At 68.8% G+C, this 17588-nt stretch carries 13 protein-coding genes; 9 read left to right on the top strand and 4 right to left on the bottom strand.

What is annotated here, in order from left to right; translation table 11 throughout:
- Positions 1 to 127 precede the first annotated feature (127 nt).
- From C5F75_RS08760 to C5F75_RS08740, 5 genes are all read left to right on the top strand, one after another.
- Positions 128 to 1696: a protein adenylyltransferase SelO gene (locus C5F75_RS08760; protein WP_059585192.1), complete on the top strand. Its 1569-nt coding sequence runs from the start codon at positions 128 to 130 to the stop codon at positions 1694 to 1696.
- 43 nt (positions 1697 to 1739) lie between these two features.
- Complete coding sequence (gene msrB, locus C5F75_RS08755; RefSeq protein WP_059585191.1) at positions 1740 to 2171, top strand: peptide-methionine (R)-S-oxide reductase MsrB; 432 nt, start codon at positions 1740 to 1742, stop codon at positions 2169 to 2171.
- A gap of 130 nt (positions 2172 to 2301) precedes the next feature.
- Positions 2302 to 2832 (top strand): septation protein A, encoded by a 531-nt coding sequence (locus C5F75_RS08750; RefSeq protein WP_059585190.1) that lies wholly within the window; start codon positions 2302 to 2304, stop codon positions 2830 to 2832.
- Between the two features lies 1 nt (position 2833).
- Positions 2834 to 3142 carry a BolA family protein gene (locus C5F75_RS08745; RefSeq protein ID WP_059585189.1) on the top strand — a complete coding sequence of 103 codons (309 nt, stop codon included), beginning with the start codon at positions 2834 to 2836 and terminating at the stop codon, positions 3140 to 3142.
- Between the two features lie 18 nt (positions 3143 to 3160).
- Positions 3161 to 3943 carry a peptidylprolyl isomerase gene (locus tag C5F75_RS08740; protein WP_050013274.1) on the top strand — a complete coding sequence of 261 codons (783 nt, stop codon included), beginning with the start codon at positions 3161 to 3163 and terminating at the stop codon, positions 3941 to 3943.
- 169 nt (positions 3944 to 4112) lie between these two features.
- Here C5F75_RS08740 and C5F75_RS08735 read toward each other — a convergent pair whose 3' ends face one another.
- Both C5F75_RS08735 and purL read right to left on the bottom strand, forming a co-directional pair.
- Positions 4113 to 4661 (bottom strand): GNAT family N-acetyltransferase, encoded by a 549-nt coding sequence (locus tag C5F75_RS08735; protein WP_059585188.1) that lies wholly within the window; start codon positions 4659 to 4661, stop codon positions 4113 to 4115.
- A gap of 7 nt (positions 4662 to 4668) precedes the next feature.
- The gene (gene purL / locus C5F75_RS08730; protein WP_059585187.1) at positions 4669 to 8733 is read right to left on the bottom strand and encodes a phosphoribosylformylglycinamidine synthase; all 4065 of its coding nucleotides are present in this window, start codon (positions 8731 to 8733) and stop codon (positions 4669 to 4671) included.
- A gap of 328 nt (positions 8734 to 9061) precedes the next feature.
- Here purL and C5F75_RS08725 point away from each other — a divergent pair, with 328 nt between their 5' ends.
- The 3 genes from C5F75_RS08725 (at position 9062) to pgi (ending at position 13694) form a co-directional block, all read left to right on the top strand.
- Positions 9062 to 10363 carry an FAD-dependent oxidoreductase gene (locus C5F75_RS08725; protein WP_059585186.1) on the top strand — a complete coding sequence of 434 codons (1302 nt, stop codon included), beginning with the start codon at positions 9062 to 9064 and terminating at the stop codon, positions 10361 to 10363.
- Positions 10364 to 10415: 52 nt separating this feature from the next.
- Positions 10416 to 11960 (top strand): NAD(P)H-hydrate dehydratase, encoded by a 1545-nt coding sequence (locus tag C5F75_RS08720; RefSeq protein ID WP_059585185.1) that lies wholly within the window; start codon positions 10416 to 10418, stop codon positions 11958 to 11960.
- Positions 11961 to 12071: 111 nt separating this feature from the next.
- A complete protein-coding gene (gene pgi / locus C5F75_RS08715; RefSeq protein WP_059585184.1) occupies positions 12072 to 13694 on the top strand; it encodes a glucose-6-phosphate isomerase in 1623 nt (540 codons plus the stop codon).
- A gap of 70 nt (positions 13695 to 13764) precedes the next feature.
- On the opposite strand, the gene C5F75_RS08710 is transcribed toward pgi, so the two are convergent.
- Entirely contained in the window at positions 13765 to 14481 is a 717-nt protein-coding gene (locus C5F75_RS08710) for an ABC transporter ATP-binding protein (RefSeq protein WP_104012106.1), read from the bottom strand.
- Here C5F75_RS08710 and C5F75_RS08705 point away from each other — a divergent pair.
- Positions 14480 to 15148, top strand: coding sequence for an arylesterase (locus tag C5F75_RS08705; protein ID WP_059585182.1), 669 nt, complete (start codon positions 14480 to 14482; stop codon positions 15146 to 15148). The genes C5F75_RS08710 and C5F75_RS08705 overlap by 2 nt on opposite strands.
- Positions 15149 to 15223: 75 nt before the next feature.
- Here the strand turns inward: C5F75_RS08705 and C5F75_RS08700 are convergent, their stop codons facing one another.
- Entirely contained in the window at positions 15224 to 17161 is a 1938-nt protein-coding gene (locus C5F75_RS08700; RefSeq protein WP_059585181.1) for a SurA N-terminal domain-containing protein, read from the bottom strand.
- Between the last annotated feature and the right edge of the window lie 427 nt (positions 17162 to 17588).

The raw sequence follows: 17588 nt of genomic DNA, 5'->3' as shown, positions 1-17588 counted from the left end.
GAATCGGTGACCGGCTCCCGCGGCGCGCCCGTCGGCGGCCCGGACGGGCGCGGCGCACGGTGCGCGGGCCGCCATGCGGGCGGCGCGGCGCCGCCTTACAATATCGGCTTACCCAGAGGCGCTCAACATGTCGTTTTCCCGAAGCGCAGCCGATGCGGCTGACACCCTGCCCGACCTCGCCGCGACGCTCGGCGCGCCCGCCGAACGCGCGTTCGTGACGCTCGGCGACGCGTTTCATACGCGGCTGCCGGCCGCGCCGCTCGCCGCGCCGTACGTCGTCGGCTTTTCCGACGAAGTCGCGCGACTGCTCGACCTGCCGCCGTCGATCGCCGCGCGGCCCGGCTTCGCCGAGCTGTTCGCCGGCAACCCGACGCGCGACTGGCCCGCGCACGCGATGCCGTACGCGTCGGTCTATTCCGGCCATCAGTTCGGCGTGTGGGCCGGCCAGCTCGGCGACGGGCGCGCGCTGACGATCGGCGAACTGCCCGGCGCCGACGGCCGGCGCTACGAACTGCAGCTCAAGGGCGGCGGCCGCACGCCGTATTCGCGGATGGGCGACGGCCGCGCGGTGCTGCGCTCGTCGATCCGCGAATTCCTGTGCTCGGAAGCGATGCATCACCTCGGCATCCCGACCACGCGCGCGCTGACGGTGATCGGCTCCGACCAGCCGGTGGTGCGCGAGGAGATCGAGACGGCGGCCGTCGTCACGCGCGTGTCGGAAAGCTTCGTGCGCTTCGGCCACTTCGAGCACTTCTTCTCGAACGATCGCCCCGACCTGCTGCGCCAGCTTGCCGATCACGTGATCGACCGCTTCTATCCGGCCTGCCGCGACGCGGACGATCCGTACCTCGCGCTGCTCGAAGCCGCGACGCTGCGCACGGCCGAGCTCGTCGCGCAATGGCAGGCCGTCGGCTTCTGCCACGGCGTGATGAACACCGACAACATGTCGATCCTCGGCGTGACGATCGACTACGGTCCGTTCGGCTTCGTCGACGCATTCGACGCGAACCACATCTGCAACCACTCGGACACCGGCGGCCGCTATGCGTACCGGATGCAGCCGCGCATCGCGCACTGGAACTGCTATTGCCTCGCGCAGGCGCTGCTGCCGCTGATCGGGCTGCAGCACGGCATCGCCGACGACGATGCGCGCGCCGAGCGCGCGGTGGACGATGCACAGGCCGTACTCGCGACATTCCCCGAACGCTTCGGTCCCGCGCTCGAACGCGCGATGCGCGCGAAGCTCGGCCTCGAGCTCGAGCGCGAGAACGACGCCGAACTCGCGAACAAGCTGCTCGAGACGATGCACGCGAGCCACGCGGATTTCACGCTGACGTTCCGCCGGCTCGCGCAGCTCTCGAAGCACGACGCGAGCCGCGACGCGCCCGTGCGCGACCTCTTCATCGACCGCGAAGCATTCGACGCATGGGCGAACCTCTACCGCGCGCGGCTGTCCGAGGAAACGCGCGACGACGCGGCACGCGCGGTTGCAATGAACCGCGCGAACCCCAAATACGTGCTTCGCAACCATCTGGCCGAAGTCGCGATCCGGCGCGCGAAGGAAAAGGATTTTTCGGAAGTCGAGCGGCTCGCGCGGATCCTGCGCCGCCCGTTCGACGAACAACCGGAGCACGAAGCATACGCGGCGTTGCCGCCCGACTGGGCGGGCTCGCTCGAAGTGAGCTGCTCGTCGTAAGCCCGCAACCCGCGCATCTCGACCGACCGATCAGGAGAACCTCATGTCCCACGATTCCGACGACAAAACCTACCCGTACCAGAAGGACGACGCCGAGCTGCGCCGCCGGCTCACGCCGATGCAGTACGAGGTCACGCAGCACGCGGCGACCGAGCGCGCGTTCACCGGCGAATACACCGACACCGAGGATGCCGGCATCTACAAGTGCGTCGTCTGCAGCACGCCGCTGTTCGAATCCGGCGCCAAGTTCCACTCGGGCTGCGGCTGGCCCAGCTACTTCAAGCCGCTCAACGGCGAGGTGATCGACGAGAAGGTCGACTACTCGCACGGGATGGTGCGCGTCGAGGTGCGCTGCAACCACTGCGGCGCGCATCTGGGCCACGTCTTCGAGGACGGCCCGCGCGACAAGACCGGTTTGCGGTACTGCATCAATTCGGCTGCGTTAAACTTCGAGTCCCGACCCGAAAACGAATGAGCGGCGCCGGGCGGATCTGCCGGGCGGCCAGCCTCGAGCCGGACCGCCCCGATCCGCGACGGCGATGCCTGGCGGGTCCCTACAACGGTGACGGGCCGCACGAGCGGCCCGTCACGCAGCTGCGAGCGCCATGAAATTCCTGTTCGATCTGTTTCCGATCATCCTGTTTTTTGTCGCCTTCAAGGTCTGGGGCATCTTTACCGCCACCGCCGTCGCGATCGTCGCGACGCTGGCCCAGGTCGCGTGGGTCGCCTTCCGGCACCGGAAGGTCGACACGATGCTGTGGGTCAGTCTGGGCGTGATCGTCGTGTTCGGTGGCGCCACCCTCGTCCTGCATGACGAGAAATTCATTCAATGGAAACCGACCGTGCTGTACTGGCTGTTTGCGATCGGGTTGCTCGCCGCGCGTTATGCGTTCAGCAAGAACCTGATCGAGAAGATGATGGGCAAGCAGCTCACGCTGCCGTCCCCCGTGTGGGACAAGCTGAACGTCGCGTGGGCGCTGTTCTTCGCGGTGCTCGGCGTCGCGAACCTGTACGTGGTGCACAACTTCACCGAATCGCAATGGGTGAACTTCAAGCTGTTCGGTACGACGGGCGCGATGGTCGTATTCATCATCCTGCAGAGCCTGTGGCTCACGAAGTACCTGAAGGACGAATGACATGAGCGACGCCTTTCTCCACGCCTCCGCCGACGAACGCATCGCGCTGATCGAAGCGCGCCTCACCGCGTCGTTCGCGCCGCTGTCGCTCACCGTGCGCGACGACAGCGCGCAGCACGCAGGCCACGCGGGCGCGGCCGCCGGCGGCCATTTCACGGTCACGATCGTATCGTCCGCGTTCGCGGGCAAGCCGCGCGTCGCTCGGCACCGGCTGGTGTATGATGCGCTCGCTGATGCGATGCAGCGCGGCATTCACGCGCTCGCGATCGTGGCTTACACGCCCGAAGAATTCAACGAATCTTCAATCTAGTCTCATTAGGAATTCCCGATGATCCTGAAATCCCCCCGCCTGTGGGTCGCGGCGGCTGCGTTTGCAGCGGCGCCGGCATTCGCCCAGAACATCGCCGTCGTCAACGGCACGCCGATTCCGAAATCGCGCGCCGACGCGATGGTCGCGCAGCTCGTCCAGCAAGGCCAGACCGACGGCCCGCAACTGCAGCAGGCCGTGCGCCAGGAACTCGTGAACCGCGAAATCCTGATGCAGGAAGCGATCCGCGAAGGCATCCCGAATCGTCCGGACGTGAAGGCGCAAGTCGCCGTCGCGCAGCAGACCGTCGTGCTGCGCTCGATGATCGAGAGCTTCCTGAAGAAGAACCAGCCGACCGACGCCGAAGTGAAGGCGCGCTACGACGAACTCGTCAAGGGCGTGGGCGGCAACCGCGAGTATCACCTGCACCACATCCTCGTCGAGAGCGAACAGCAGGCGAAGGACCTGATCGCGAAGATCAAGGGCGGCGCGAAGTTCGAGGATCTCGCGAAGCAATACTCGAAGGATCCAGGCTCGGGCAAGAACGGCGGCGATCTCGACTGGTCCGACCCGAAGGCGTACGTACCGGAATTCGCGGCGGCCGCGCAGAAGCTGCAGAAAGGCCAGATGACCGACGCGCCGGTGAAGACGCAGTTCGGCTGGCACATCATCCGCGTCGACGACATCCGCGACATCGCCCCGCCGCCGTTCGACCAGGTGAAGGCGCAGATCGCGCAGCAGCTCGTGCAGCAGAAGCTGCAGGCGTTCGAGGAAGGTCTGCGCCAGCAGGCGAAGATTCAGTAACGCCGGCGCGCGTCATACGCGCATCGCAAAGCCGCTCTTCGGAGCGGCTTTTTCTTTTGGCGCGCGCGAACATGTATCTCGCGATGCGGCGACGCGCGGCCGACGTGCAATAAAAAACCGCTCCAAAGAGCGGCTTTGCCATGCCAGGTGTGACCGCACACCGCGTTCGCTACGCGGCGGGATAGAACACGTCGTGGTAACGCACGTTACCTGACGGCACCGGTGCCGATTCGTCGAACGACAGCGCGAGGAAATACTCGGCCGGCACGCCCGGAAACACGATGCCGCCGTGCGGTTCGAACCCGAAACGCGCGTAATACGCCGGCTCGCCGAGCACGACGCAGCCACGCGCGCCGAGCCGCCGCAACGCGTCGAGCCCCGTGCGCACGAGCCCCGCGCCGATGCTTTGCCGCTGGCATTCGGGCCGCACCGCGAGCGGCGCGAGCCCGTACCACTGCTGGCTGGCGGCCGGCTCGCCGCCGATCGCGACCGGCGAGAACGCGACGTGCCCGACGATACGCCCGTCGCGCTCCGCGACGAGCGACACGCTCAGCGCACCGTCGGCGCGCAGCGTGTCGACGATGCGCTGCTCGAACTGCCCGCCCTGCGGCTCGCCCGCGAACGCCGCGCGGATCACGCGGCCGATCGCGTCGGCCTCGCTCGCACGCGCGTCACGCAGCGTGACGACCTCGACCGGCGCGTTCGGGTCGAACATCATCCCCGAATCAGCCGATCCAGCGGCGTGCGTTGCGGAACACACGCATCCACGGGCTCGCCTCACCCCAGCCTTCCGGGTGCCAGCTCATCGTGACCGTGCGATGCACGCGCTCCATGTGCGGCATCAGCACCGAGAAGCGGCCGTCGGCCGTCGTCACCGACGTGATGCCGGCGGGCGAGCCGTTCGGGTTGAACGGATAGCGCTCGGTCGCTTCGCCGCGGTGGTCGACGTAACGCATCGCGACCGCGACGCGCTCGATGTCGCCCTGCTGCGAGAAGTCCGCATAGCCTTCGCCGTGCGCGACCGCGACCGGAATCCGCGAGCCTTCCATCCCCGCGAAGAAGATCGACGGCGACTTCTCCACTTCGACGAACGAGAAGCGTGCCTCGAACTGCTCGGACTTGTTGCGCGTGAACTTCGGCCACGCCTCCGCGCCCGGGATCATCGACGCGATGCTCGACAGCATCTGGCAGCCGTTGCAGATGCCGAGTGCGAACGTATCGGGACGCGCGAAGAACGCCGAGAACATGTCGGCGAGGTTCGCGTTGAACCGGATCGTCTTCGCCCAGCCTTCGCCGGCGCCCAGCACGTCGCCGTACGAGAAGCCGCCGCATGCGACCGCACCCGCGAAATCGGCCAGCGTCGCGCGGCCCGCGAGCAGGTCGCTCATGTGCACGTCGTGCGCATCGAAGCCTGCGCGGTCGAACGCGTACGCCGTTTCCAGATGCGAGTTCACGCCCTGCTCGCGCAGGATCGCGACGCGCGGCCGAGCGCCCGTCGCGATGAACGGCGCGGCGATGTCCTCGGCCGGATCGAACGTCAGCACCGGCGAGATGCCCGGATCGGCCGCGTCGAGCAGCGCGTCGTATTCGGCATCCGCACAGGCGGGGTTGTCGCGCAGGCGTGCGATGCGCCAGCTTACTTCGCTCCATGCGCGATGGAGCTCGGTCCGCGGCGCGTCGAAGATCTTCTTCGCATCGCGGTACACCTCGATCACGTCGCGATCGTTGACCGAGCCGATCACGTGCGAGCACGTCGACAGGCCGAACTCGCGCAGCGCGCCGAGCACCGCGTCGCGGTCGGACGCGCGCACCTGCACGACGGCGCCGAGCTCTTCGGAGAACAGCGCGCGCAGCGTGCGGTCGTCGCGACGGCCGCTCGTCTGCTTCGCCCAGTCCTTCGCGTCGCCGTAGTCGGATTCGTGGTTCGGGTCGAGCGTCAGCATGTCGACGTTCAGCGACACGCCCGCGTGGCCCGCGAACGCCATTTCGCACACGGTCGCCCACAGGCCGCCGTCCGAGCGATCGTGGTACGCGAGCAGCAAATCTCGCGCATTGAGCGACTGGATCGCGTTGAAGAAGCGCTTCAGGTCCTCCGCGTCGTCGACGTCCGGCGTCGTGTCGCCAACCTGCTGCGTGACCTGCGCGAAGATGCTGCCGCCCATCCGGTTCTTGCCGCGGCCGAGGTCGATCGCGATCAGCACGCTGTCGCCCGCATCCGCCACGCGGCGCAGTTGCGGCGTGAGATGGCGGCGCACGTCCTCGACCGGCGCGAATGCGGAGATGATCAGCGACACCGGCGACACCACTTCCTTCGCGACGCCCTGCTCGTTCCACTTCGTCTTCATCGACAGCGAGTCCTTGCCGACCGGGATGCCGATCCCGAGTGCCGGGCACAGCTCCATGCCGATCGCCTTGACCGTGTCGAACAGCGCGGCGTCTTCGCCGGCCGTGCCGCACGCGGCCATCCAGTTCGCCGACAGCTTCAGCTTGTCGAGCGACGCGATCGGCGCGCTCGCGATGTTCGTGATCGCTTCGCCGACGGCCATGCGGCCCGATGCCGGCGCATCGATGACCGCGAGCGGCGTACGCTCGGCCATCGTCATCGCCTCGCCCTTGAAGCCGGCGTAGTCGAGCGCGGTGATCGCGCAGTCGGCCACCGGCACCTGCCACGGGCCGACCATCTGGTCGCGCACCGACGTCCCGCCGACCGAACGGTCGCCGATCGTGATCAGGAACGACTTGCTGCCGACCGTCGGGTGCTTCAGCACGTCGAGTGCGACTTCCGACAGCGCGATGCCCGTCACGTCGACCGGCGCGCGCTCGGTCTTCACGCGCACGACGTCGCGGTGCATGCGCGGCGGCTTGCCGAGCAGCACTTCCATCGGCATGTCGACCGGGTATTCGCCGGCGCCCGTCGCTTCGTCGTCGACGAGCTTCAGCTGGCGCTCGTCGGTCGCGACACCGACCACCGCAAACGGGCAACGCTCGCGCGCGCAGATCGCCTCGAAGCGCGGCAGGTCGGCCGGCGCGATCGCCAGCACGTAGCGCTCCTGCGCCTCGTTCGACCAGATTTCGCGCGGCGACAGGCCCGATTCCTCGAGTGCGACCTTGCGCAGCTCGAAGCGCGCGCCCTTGCCCGCGCCGTCGACGATTTCGGGGAACGCGTTCGACAGGCCGCCCGCGCCGACGTCGTGGATGCTCAGGATCGGATTTTCCGCGCCGAGCTGCCAGCAGCCGTTGATCACTTCCTGCGCGCGACGCTCGATTTCCGGGTTGCCGCGCTGCACCGAGTCGAAGTCGAGCTCGGCCGTGTTCGCGCCGGTCGCCATCGAGCTCGCAGCGCCGCCGCCCATGCCGATCCGCATGCCGGGGCCGCCGATCTGGATCAGCAGCGAGCCCGCCGGCACGTCGTGCTTGTGCGTGTGCTGATCCGCGATGTTGCCGAGGCCGCCCGCGATCATGATCGGCTTGTGATAGCCGTGCACCGTGCCGCCGACGTTCTGTTCGTACACGCGGAAGTAGCCGCCGAGGTTCGGGCGGCCGAATTCGTTGTTGAACGCGGCGCCGCCGAGCGGGCCGTCGATCATGATCTGCAGCGGCGACGCGATGCGGTCCGGACGGCCGTACGGGCCGTGCGCTTCGTTCGGGTTGCGCTCGGCCATCGGCTGCGCGGCGTCGCGATCGTTTTCCCACGACCGGCGGGCGTCCGGCAGGTCGAGGTTCGACACGGTGAAGCCCGTGAGGCCGGCCTTCGGACGCGCGCCGCGGCCCGTCGCGCCTTCGTCGCGGATCTCGCCGCCCGCGCCGGTCGCCGCCCCCGGGAACGGCGAGATCGCCGTCGGGTGGTTGTGCGTCTCGACCTTCATCAGCGTGTGCGTGAGCTCGGTGTGGCGGCCATAACGTTCACCCGGCTCGCCCGCGGCACCCGACTTGCGCGGGAACCAGCGCTCGGCTTCGGCGCCGACCATGATCGACGAGTTGTCCGAATACGCGACGATCGTGCCCTGCGGGCTCAGCTTCTCGGTGTTGCGGATCATCGCGAACAGCGACATGTCCTGCGCTTGCCCGTCGATCGTCCACTGTGCATTGAAGATCTTGTGGCGGCAGTGTTCGCTGTTCGCCTGCGCGAACATCATCAGCTCGACGTCGGTCGGATTGCGTTCGAGCTTGCGGAACGCGTCGACCAGGTAGTCGATCTCGTCGTCGGCGAGCGCGAGGCCCAGCTCGACGTTCGCCTGCTCGAGCGCGGCGCGGCCGACACCCAGCACGTCGACGGTCGACAGCGGCTTGGCCGGCAGCTCGTCGAACAGATGCTTCGCGTCGTCGCGGGCCGCGACCACGCTTTCGGTCATCCGGTCGTGCAGCGCGGCCGCGACGGCCGCACGGGCGTCGTCCGACAGCGCCTTCTTGCCGCCGAGCAGGCCCGACTTCAGCGTGACCGTGAATTCGACGCCACGCTCGATGCGGCGCACGTGCGTGAGGCCGCAGTGCTGCGCGATGTCGGTCGCCTTGCTCGCCCACGGCGAGACCGTGCCGAAGCGCGGCAGCACGACGAAGGTCTCGGTCGCGCCCTTCTCGCCCGCCGGCTGGAACGGCTCGCCGTAGTGCATCAGCGCGTCGATGCGCGCGCTGTCGTCGGCCGACAGCGGCTCGGCCGCATTGACGAAGTGCAGGAACTGGCCGCGCACCGCGACGATGTTGGCGTCGATTTGCCTGAGCGTGTCGAGCAGACGGGTTTGACGGAAATCGGAGAGGGCCGAAGCGCCGGGAAAACACGAGAAGTGAGCCATGGGCTGGACTGACGTCGAAGAGTCGCGCGAGGTGGCGACGTGGGGCGAAAGGAAGGCCGTAATTATACCCGGAAGTCGGGCGTCCCAGACCGGCCGATCGGTGCGCCTCATGCACCGCACCGGTGCCCGCGCGCGGGGCGCGCACGGCCGCCCGCCTAGCCGGCACGAGCAGCCCGTGCGCCGCGCCGTCGTGGCGCGCCCGCACGACCCATGCTCGGCCGGCGCCGGCTCGCGCACTTTTGGCGCTATCATTCCGGGTTCACCGGGCCCGGGCCCTCAGCGAATTCTCACCGGGCGGCGTGCGCGCCGCCCGTCATCGAAGCAATCCATGGATGTGATCGTCATCGGCGGCGGGATCAGCGGCGTCGCCACCGCCTACCAGCTGCGCGCGGCCGGCCATCGCGTGTGCGTGATCGAACGCCACGCGACCGTCGCGCAAGGCGCGACCTACGGCGACGGCGGCGCGCTGCTGCCGAGCCCCCTCGACGTCTGGTTCGGCCCGACTTTCATGCGCCAGCGCCAGCCGCGCGACAGCGGTATCGTCTACAAACCGGGCTTGAACGGCGGCGTGCGCCGCTTCGTCAAGCAGCTCGGCGCGCTGCGCGAGCCCGACGCGTTTGCCGCGCAGTACGCGCGGCTGCGCCCGCTGATCGACGTGTCGCGCGACACGCTCGCCGATATCGAGGCGCGCCTCGAGCTCGAATTCGAGCAGAAGCCGGGCATCCTGCACGTCGTGCGCGATCCGCGCGACTGGGACGCGCTGCAACCCGCGCTCGACCTGCTGCGCACGCTCGACCAGCCGTACCGCACGCTCACCGCCGACGAATGCACGGCGCTGGAGCCGTCGGTGCCGGCCGAACCCGGCTTTGCGGGCGGCGTGCTGCTCGAAACCGAGCGCACCGGCAACTGCCCGCTGTTCGCGAAACTGGTCAAGCAGACGCTCGACGAGCACGGCGTGCAGTTCCGCTTCGGCGCGGACGTCGCCGCGATCCGCATCGACAACGGCCGCGCCGCGGTCGAACTCGTGCCGCCGGGCAATGGAAACCCGGCGAAGGCGCGCGAGGTCGACGTGATGTCCGCCGACGCGATCGTGGTCGCGGCCGGCGCCGGCAGCCTCGCACTGCTCGAACGGCTCGGCTGGCGCCTGCCGCTGCACCCGGTGCGCACCCACACGCTCACCGCGCCGGTTGCATACGAAGAGCATGCGCCACACCTGAGCGTCGTCGATTCGATCAAGCGGATCTCGATCACGCGCACCCACCAGCGGCTGCGCATCGGCGGCGGCGCCGTGCTGCAGAGTCTCGCCGATACCGCGAAGCCGCTCGCCGAGCCGCTGTCCGAGGCCGCGCTCGCACTGCTCGGCCAGGCCGTCCACGATTGGGTACCCGGCGCGGCGCGGATTTCGGCCGCGCTGTCGTGGCAGGGCATGCAACTGCTGTCGCCGGACGGCCTGCCCGTCGTGGGTCCGACCCCGCATCCACGCGTGTTCGTCAATTTCGGCCATGGCCCGGCCGGCTGGGGGCTCGCGTGCGGGTCTGCTAAAGTGGTGGCCGACTATCTGGGCGGCAACGTCCAGCACTGGCCCGCCGACACGCTCGCCGCGCTGAGCGCCGGCCGCTTCACGACCTGACCGCCGCGGGCCGTCCCGTGGCGGCATCCTTGCCAGCCGCCACGATCCCGCGATGACCGCTACCCACCCGCTTCCCGATTCCGACCCGATCGCGCTGCTGCGCGTCGCCGACCTGCGCGCGGCCGAAGCCGACGCCACCGCCGCGCTGCCGCCGCACACGCTGATGGGCCGCGCCGGCGCCGCCGCCGCACATTGGCTGTCCGAGCGCATGGCCGGCGACGAACGCCCCGTCTGGTTCGCGGTCGGCCCCGGCAACAACGGCGGCGACGCACTGGTGGCCGCCGCGCAGCTCCAGCAGCTCGGCGTCGCGACGCATGCGTGGATGCCGGTGCCGGTCAAGCCGGACGACGCGCAATGGGCGCTCGGTCTCGCGCGCTCGGCCGGCGTGCCGTTGTCGGCCACCCCGCCCGCGTCGCTGGATGGCTACGCGTGGGTCGTCGACGGGCTGTTCGGCATCGGTCTCGGCCGCGCGCTCGACGGCGCGTTCGCCGAGCAGGCCGCGCGCATCGCCGCCCATGCGCGCGGCGGCGGCCGCGTGCTCGCGCTCGACGTGCCGAGCGGGCTCGACAGCGACACGGGCCGGATCGTCGGCGCGGGCGTCGCCGTCGCGGCCACCCACACGCTCACCTTCATCGGCGCGAAGCCCGGCCTCTACACGGGCGACGGCCGCGACCTCGCCGGTGAAATCCACGTCGCGTCGCTCGACGTCGCGCCGCCCGCCGCGCCGGCCATCGTGCTGAACGCAGCCGCGCGGTTCGCCGCGGCGCTGCCCGTGCGCGCGTTCGCATCCCACAAGGGCACGTACGGCAGCCTCGCGGTGCTCGGCGGCGACACAGGCATGTGCGGCGCGCCGATCCTCGCCGCCCGCGCCGCGCTGTTCGCCGGCGCCGGCAAGGTGCACGTCGGCTTCCTTGGCGCGGGTGCGCCGCCGTACGATCCGCCCTTTCCCGAACTGATGCTGCATCCGGCCGACACCCTCGACCTCGGCGCGATGACCGCGATCGCGGCCGGTTGCGGGCTCGGCACGCGCGAGGCCGCGGCGACGCTCGTGCGCGACGTGCTCGCGTACGACACCGCGACGCTGCTCGATGCCGACGCACTGAATCTCGTCGCGACGCACGCGGACCTCGCGGCCGCGGTCGCCACGCGCGGCGCGCGTGGCAATCCATGCGTGCTGACGCCGCATCCGCTCGAAGCCGCACGCCTGCTCGGCAGCGACACCGCCGCCGTGCAACGCGATCGCGTCGCGGCCGCACAGGCGCTCGCCGCCCGTTACGCGGCCATCGTCGTGCTGAAAGGCTCGGGTACGGTGATTGCGGCGCCCGACGGCCGCGTGACGATCAATCCGACCGGCAACGCGGCGCTCGCCACCGGCGGCACCGGCGACGTACTCGGCGGCCTGATCGGCGCGCTGCTCGCGCAGCGGGTCGCGCCGTACGAGGCCGCGCTGGCCGGCGTCTACCTGCACGGCCTCGCGGCCGACACGCTGACCGCGAACGGCACCGGCCCGGCCGGGCTGACCGCGGGCGAGCTCGCGCCGATGGTGCGCACGCTGATCAATCGCCTTTTTTATCCGTCGCCGCGCGCCGACACGTAACGCCGCTATACTGACTGCCCCGCCGCACGGCGGGCCTTCTCGTCCGCCGGCTTTCCGATCCCGATGAGCCGGCGCGGCATTCCTCCCGATTCACGCTTCACTCGAACCGCCATGACGCTGAAATCGCTCCCCGCCTGGACTGCCCTTCAATCCCACTTCGAACAGATCCGCCACGCGCGGCTGCGCGACTGGTTCGCGCCGGAAAACGACCGCGCGCCCACCCGCGCCGAGCGCTTCACGATTGCCGGCGGCGGTCTCGCGGCCGATTTCTCGAAGAACCGTATCGACGACGAAACGGTACGCCTGCTCGTGCAGCTCGCGCGCGACGCGGGCGTCGAAGCGCGCCGCGACGCGATGTTCGCGGGCGAGATCGTCAACCCGACCGAAGGCCGCGCCGCACTGCACACCGCGCTGCGCGCGACCGACCCGCAGGCGCCGTTTCACGCGCAGGTGAGCGCCGAGCGCGCGAAGATGGCGACGTTCGCGCGCGCCGTGCGCGGCGGCACGTGGACGGGCTATACGGGCAAGCGCATTCGCCACGTGATCAATATCGGCATCGGCGGCTCCGATCTCGGGCCGAAGATGGTCGTGCATGCGCTGCACCACGTCGCGACGCCCGAGATCTCGACCCACTTCGTGTCGAACGTCGACGGCGCCGATCTCGCGCGCGTGCTCGAACAGGTCGATCCCGAGGAAACGCTCGCGATCATCGTGTCGAAGACGTTTACGACGCTCGAGACGATGACCAACGCACGCTCGCTGCGCGACTGGTTCGTCGCGCGCGGCTGCCCCGAGGACGCGCTCGCGAAACACTTCGTCGGCGTGTCGGCGAACCCGGCCGAAGTCGTGAAGTTCGGCATCGCCGCGGACAACGTGTTCGAAATGTGGGACTGGGTCGGCGGCCGCTATTCGCTGTGGTCGGCGGTCGGCCTGTCGATCATGATCGCGGTCGGCCCTGAACGGTTCGACGAGCTGCTGGCCGGCGCGAACGACATGGACCGCCACTTCCGCGAAGCGCCGCTCGAGCGGAACCTGCCGGTGCTGCTCGGCCTGATCGGCATCTGGTACCGGAATTTCTTCGGCTCGCAGAGCTATCTCGTCGCGCCGTATTCGGAAGCGCTGCACTACCTGCCGTCGTACCTGCAGCAGCTCGAAATGGAGAGCAACGGCAAATCCGCGCGCCTGGACGGCACCTTCGTCGACTACCCGACGTCGGCCGTCACGTGGGGCGAGCCGGGCACCAACGGCCAGCATGCATTCTTCCAGATGCTGCACCAGGGGCCGACGATCGTGCCGATCGATTTCATCGCGGTGCTGACGCCCGAGCATCCGCTGGCGAGCCATCATCCGAAACTGCTCGCGAACTGCTTCGCGCAGAGCGAGGCGCTGATGCTCGGCCGCACGCTCGAAGAAGCGCGCAAGGTGGCCGGGCCGGGCAAGGAAGCGCTCGCGCCGCACCTGACGTTCCCCGGCAACCGCCCGACCACGACGCTGCTCGTCGATGCGCTGACGCCGCGCACGCTCGGCGCGCTGATCGCGCTTTACGAGCACAAGGTGCTCGTGCAGGCGACGGTGTGGGACATCAATCCGTTCGACCAGTGGGGCGTCGAGCTCGGCAAGATTCTCGGCAAGGTCGTCGAAGCCGACCTGTCGGCCGAATCGGTCGATCCGGCGAAGCACGACTCGTCGACCACGGCGCTGATCGAGCGCGCCCGTGCGGCGCTCAAGCGTTGAAGAAGGACTGACGCGACGGCGTCGCACCCGTGCTGGCCGCGCAATTCACCATGCGCGGCCAGCACGACATTCACACGTCACGCGGAGCGATTGTGTGCGGCGCGACGATGCGCCCGGCGTCGATGGTGACTGTCGTCGCGCAGCGGCGCGCGAGTTCGGTATCGTGCGTGACGAGCACGAGCGTCGCGCCATGCGTGCGGTTCAGCTCGAACATCAGGTCGATGACCGCGTGGCCGGTGGCCGCGTCGAGGCTGCCGGTCGGCTCGTCGGCGAACAGGATCGCCGGGCGCGTTACGAACGCGCGGGCGAGCGCGACGCGCTGCTGTTCGCCGCCCGACAGCAGCTTCGGATAATGCGCGGTGCGTTCGCCGAGACCGACCTGCACGAGCAGCGCGCGGGCGCGGTCGGCCGCGTCGCGCGCGCTGATGCCGCCCTGCAGTTCGAGCGGCAGCATCACGTTCTCCAGCGCCGTCAGGTGCGGCATCAACTGGAACGACTGGAACACGAACCCGACCGCGCCGTTGCGCAGCGCCGCGCGTTCGTCCTCGTCGAGCGGGTCGAGCGCGCGGCCGAGCAGGCGAACCGTGCCGCTCGTCGCGCTGTCCAACCCCGCAAGCAGGCCGAGCAGCGTCGATTTGCCCGAGCCCGACGCGCCGACGATCGCGAGGCTGCTGCCCGGCTGCACGGCGAGCGTGATGCCGTCGAGGATCGTCAGCTCGCCCGTTGCATCGGCAACCCGCTTGCACACGTCATGGACTTCGATGATCGGATCGGTAATCTGGAACATGGACACGACATTTCGCTGGAAAAGACGCGCGACGGCCGCCGCGCTGCTGGGCACGTTGCTGGCCGTCACCGTACCCGCACGCGCCGCGACGGCGCCGGCATCGAGCCCGCCCGTGATCGTCGTGCTCGGCGACAGCCTGTCGGCCGAATACGGATTACCGCGCGACACTGGCTGGGTGGCGCTGCTGCGGCAACGGCTCACCACCGAGCGAATCGATTATAGCGTCGCGAACGCCAGCGTCAGCGGCGACACCACGAGCGGCGGCCGTGCGCGGCTGCCGGCGGTGCTGCAGCGGCTCAAGCCGTCGATCGTCGTCGTCGAACTCGGTTCGAACGACGCGCTGCGCGGCGTGCCGCTCGCGACGACCGAGCAGAACCTGCGCGACATCATCGCCGGCGCACGGCGTGCACAGGCGAAGGTCGTGCTGGTCGGCATGTACGTGCCGCCCAATTACGGCCCCGACTACACGCAGAAGTTCCACGCGCTCTATACGCGGCTGTCGAAGGACCTCGGCGTGCCGCTCGTGCCGTTCCTGCTGGCCGGCATCGAGAACAAGCCCGAGATGTTCCAGGCCGACCAGATGCATCCCGCGCAGCAGGCCCAGGGCATTCTGCTCGACAACGTGTGGCCGACATTGAAGCCGCTGCTCGGCAAGCCGCGCGGCTGAGCGCAGCCGACGCACCGGAAAACGAAAAGCCCCGCTTCGAGCGGGGCTTTTCGATGGTTGCGGGCGAAACGACGCTCAGTTGTCGCCGTCCTGCTGCTGGCTGGCCGTCGTGCTGCCGTACAGCTTCACCTTCGAGCGATCGCGCAGCGCGGCGAGGTACGCCTCGCCTTCGCTTTGCGCGTCGACCTGGGCCATCTGCTGCTGCGCGGCCGCCAGTTGCTGCGGATCGACCGCCGAACCCGGAATGACCGCGTTCACGCGATAGATCGCATAGCCGTCCGCGCCGAGGTCGACACCGACGTAAGCCGGCAGCGTCTTCGCATCGACCTTGTAGACGGCGCTCAGCGCAGCCGGCGTCAGGCCCTGCGACTGCGTGCGCGACACCTTCTGCGCGGCCGTAAAGCCGTCCGTCGACTTCGACTTCTGCAGTTCGGCCAGCTTCGCCGCACCGTCCTTCTTCGCGAGTTCCGCGGCCTGCTCGGCGATGACCTTCTGGCGCACGACATCCTTGATCGCGTCGAGCGCGGGCACCGCGGCCGGCTTGTGCTCGGTCACGCGCGCCGAGATCAGCGTGTTGTTGCCGACGTCGATCGCCTGCGTGTTGTTCTGGTTCTTCACCGCGTCGTTCGCGAACACGGCGGCCAGGAACTTCGGATTGTTCAACGGGCTCGTCGGCGGCAGTTGCGGATTCGGCGTCGGCGTGACCGTGGCCGTCTGTATCGTCAGCTTGTACTTGTCCGCGGCCGGCTGCAGCGTCTTCGCCTTTTCGTAGACGGTCGACGTGAAGCCTTCCGCGTTCTCCGAGAACGCCTTCGATGCGTACTGCTGCTTCAGGTCGACCGCGATCTGGTCCTTCACTTCCGCGAACGGCTTGACGACGGCCGGCTTCACTTCGGTTGCCTTCAGGATGTGGAAACCGAGATCCGACTGCACGATACCGCTGACGTCGCCCTGCTTCAGCGAGAAGGCGGCATCGTCGAACGCCTTGCCGCCCGCGGTCGAGCCGCGCGTGATGAAGCCGAGGTCGCCGCCCTTCGCCGCCGACGGCGCGTCCTGCGAGTTCTTCTGCGCGATCTGCGCGAACTGGTCCGGATGCGCCTTCACGTCGGCGAGCAGTTGCTCGACCTTCGCCTTCGCGGCTGCCTTGTCGGCCGCGCTCGCGCTGCCCGGCGCGGCGATGAAGATGTGGCTCACGCGCACCTGCGCTTCGGTACGGAAGTGCGTCGGGTTGTCGTCGTAGAACTTCTTGATGTCCGCCTCGGTCGGCTGCGCGCTCGCGGCCGCCGCTGCCGGCGAATAGACGAGGTACTGGATCGTCGCGGTTTCCGGCGTCGCGAAGCTCTGCTTGTGCGCGTCGTAGTACGCGGCGAGCTGCGCGTCGGTCGGCTGGACCTTCGCTGCGAAGTCGCTCGTCTTCAGCACGAGCGCCTGCACTTCGCGCTGTTGCGCGGCGAGTTCGGACAGGCGTTGCGCGAGGCTCTTCGGCGTGAACGCGCTCGACACGATGCTTGCGGGAATCTGCTGCAGCGCGAGGCTGTAACGCACGCGCTCCTGGTACTGCTCGGGCGTCATCCCCTGGAACGACAGCAGTTGCGCATAGCGTTCGACGTCGATCGTGCCGTCGGGCTTCTTCAGCGACGCGATCATCGGGTCGCTCATCAGCGCGTCGCGCACGGCGTTGTCGGAGGCGGTCAGGTGCAGACGTTGCGTCTCGTCGGCCAGCACGCGTTGCTGAATCAGGCCGTCGAGCACCTGCTTGCGATGCTCGGGCGTATCGAACATCTTGATGTCGAACTGCCCGCCGAGCGCCTGGCGCGCCTGGTCGATCTGCTGACGGAACGCGCCGTCGAATTCGACCCGCGTGATCTTGTGTCCGTTGACCGCCGCGACGTTCGCACTGTCGTCGAAGAAGCCGCGGAAGCCTTGGATCCCGACGAAACCCAGCCCCGGCAACACGATCAGGAGCAGGAGCGCCATCATCAGGCGCTGGTGATTACGGAAGAAATCGAGCATGCGTGACGGGAAAATTGGACAAAACGTCCGATATTACAACATACGGGGTGGGACGGGATAAAACGCAGGCGGCTTCCCCCACTCCGCAATCACGCGCCCGCCAGCGGGCGCAAAACCGAATGCACAAACAACAATGCCCGCACGAGGCGGGCATTGTTGTTCGTTTGGCGGAGCGGACGGGACTCGCCTACATCCCGCAGGCCGCGGCTGCGCTTGCAAGCGCAGCCCTTCGAGTCCCGCCGGAAGCCGCGCAGGCGGCTTCCTCCACTCCGCAATCACGCGCCCGCCAGCGGGCGCAAAACCCACAACGCACAAACAACAATGCCCGCACGAGGCGGGCATTGTTGTTTGTTTGGCGGAGCGGACGGGACTCGCCTACATCCCGCAGGCCGCGGCTGCGCTTGCAAGCGCAGCCCTTCGAGTCCCG

It is taken from the genome of Burkholderia anthinoferrum (assembly GCF_002925705.1).
GTDB classification, from domain to species: domain Bacteria; phylum Pseudomonadota; class Gammaproteobacteria; order Burkholderiales; family Burkholderiaceae; genus Burkholderia; species Burkholderia semiarida.
This window is presented reverse-complemented; position numbering and strand designations above follow the sequence as displayed.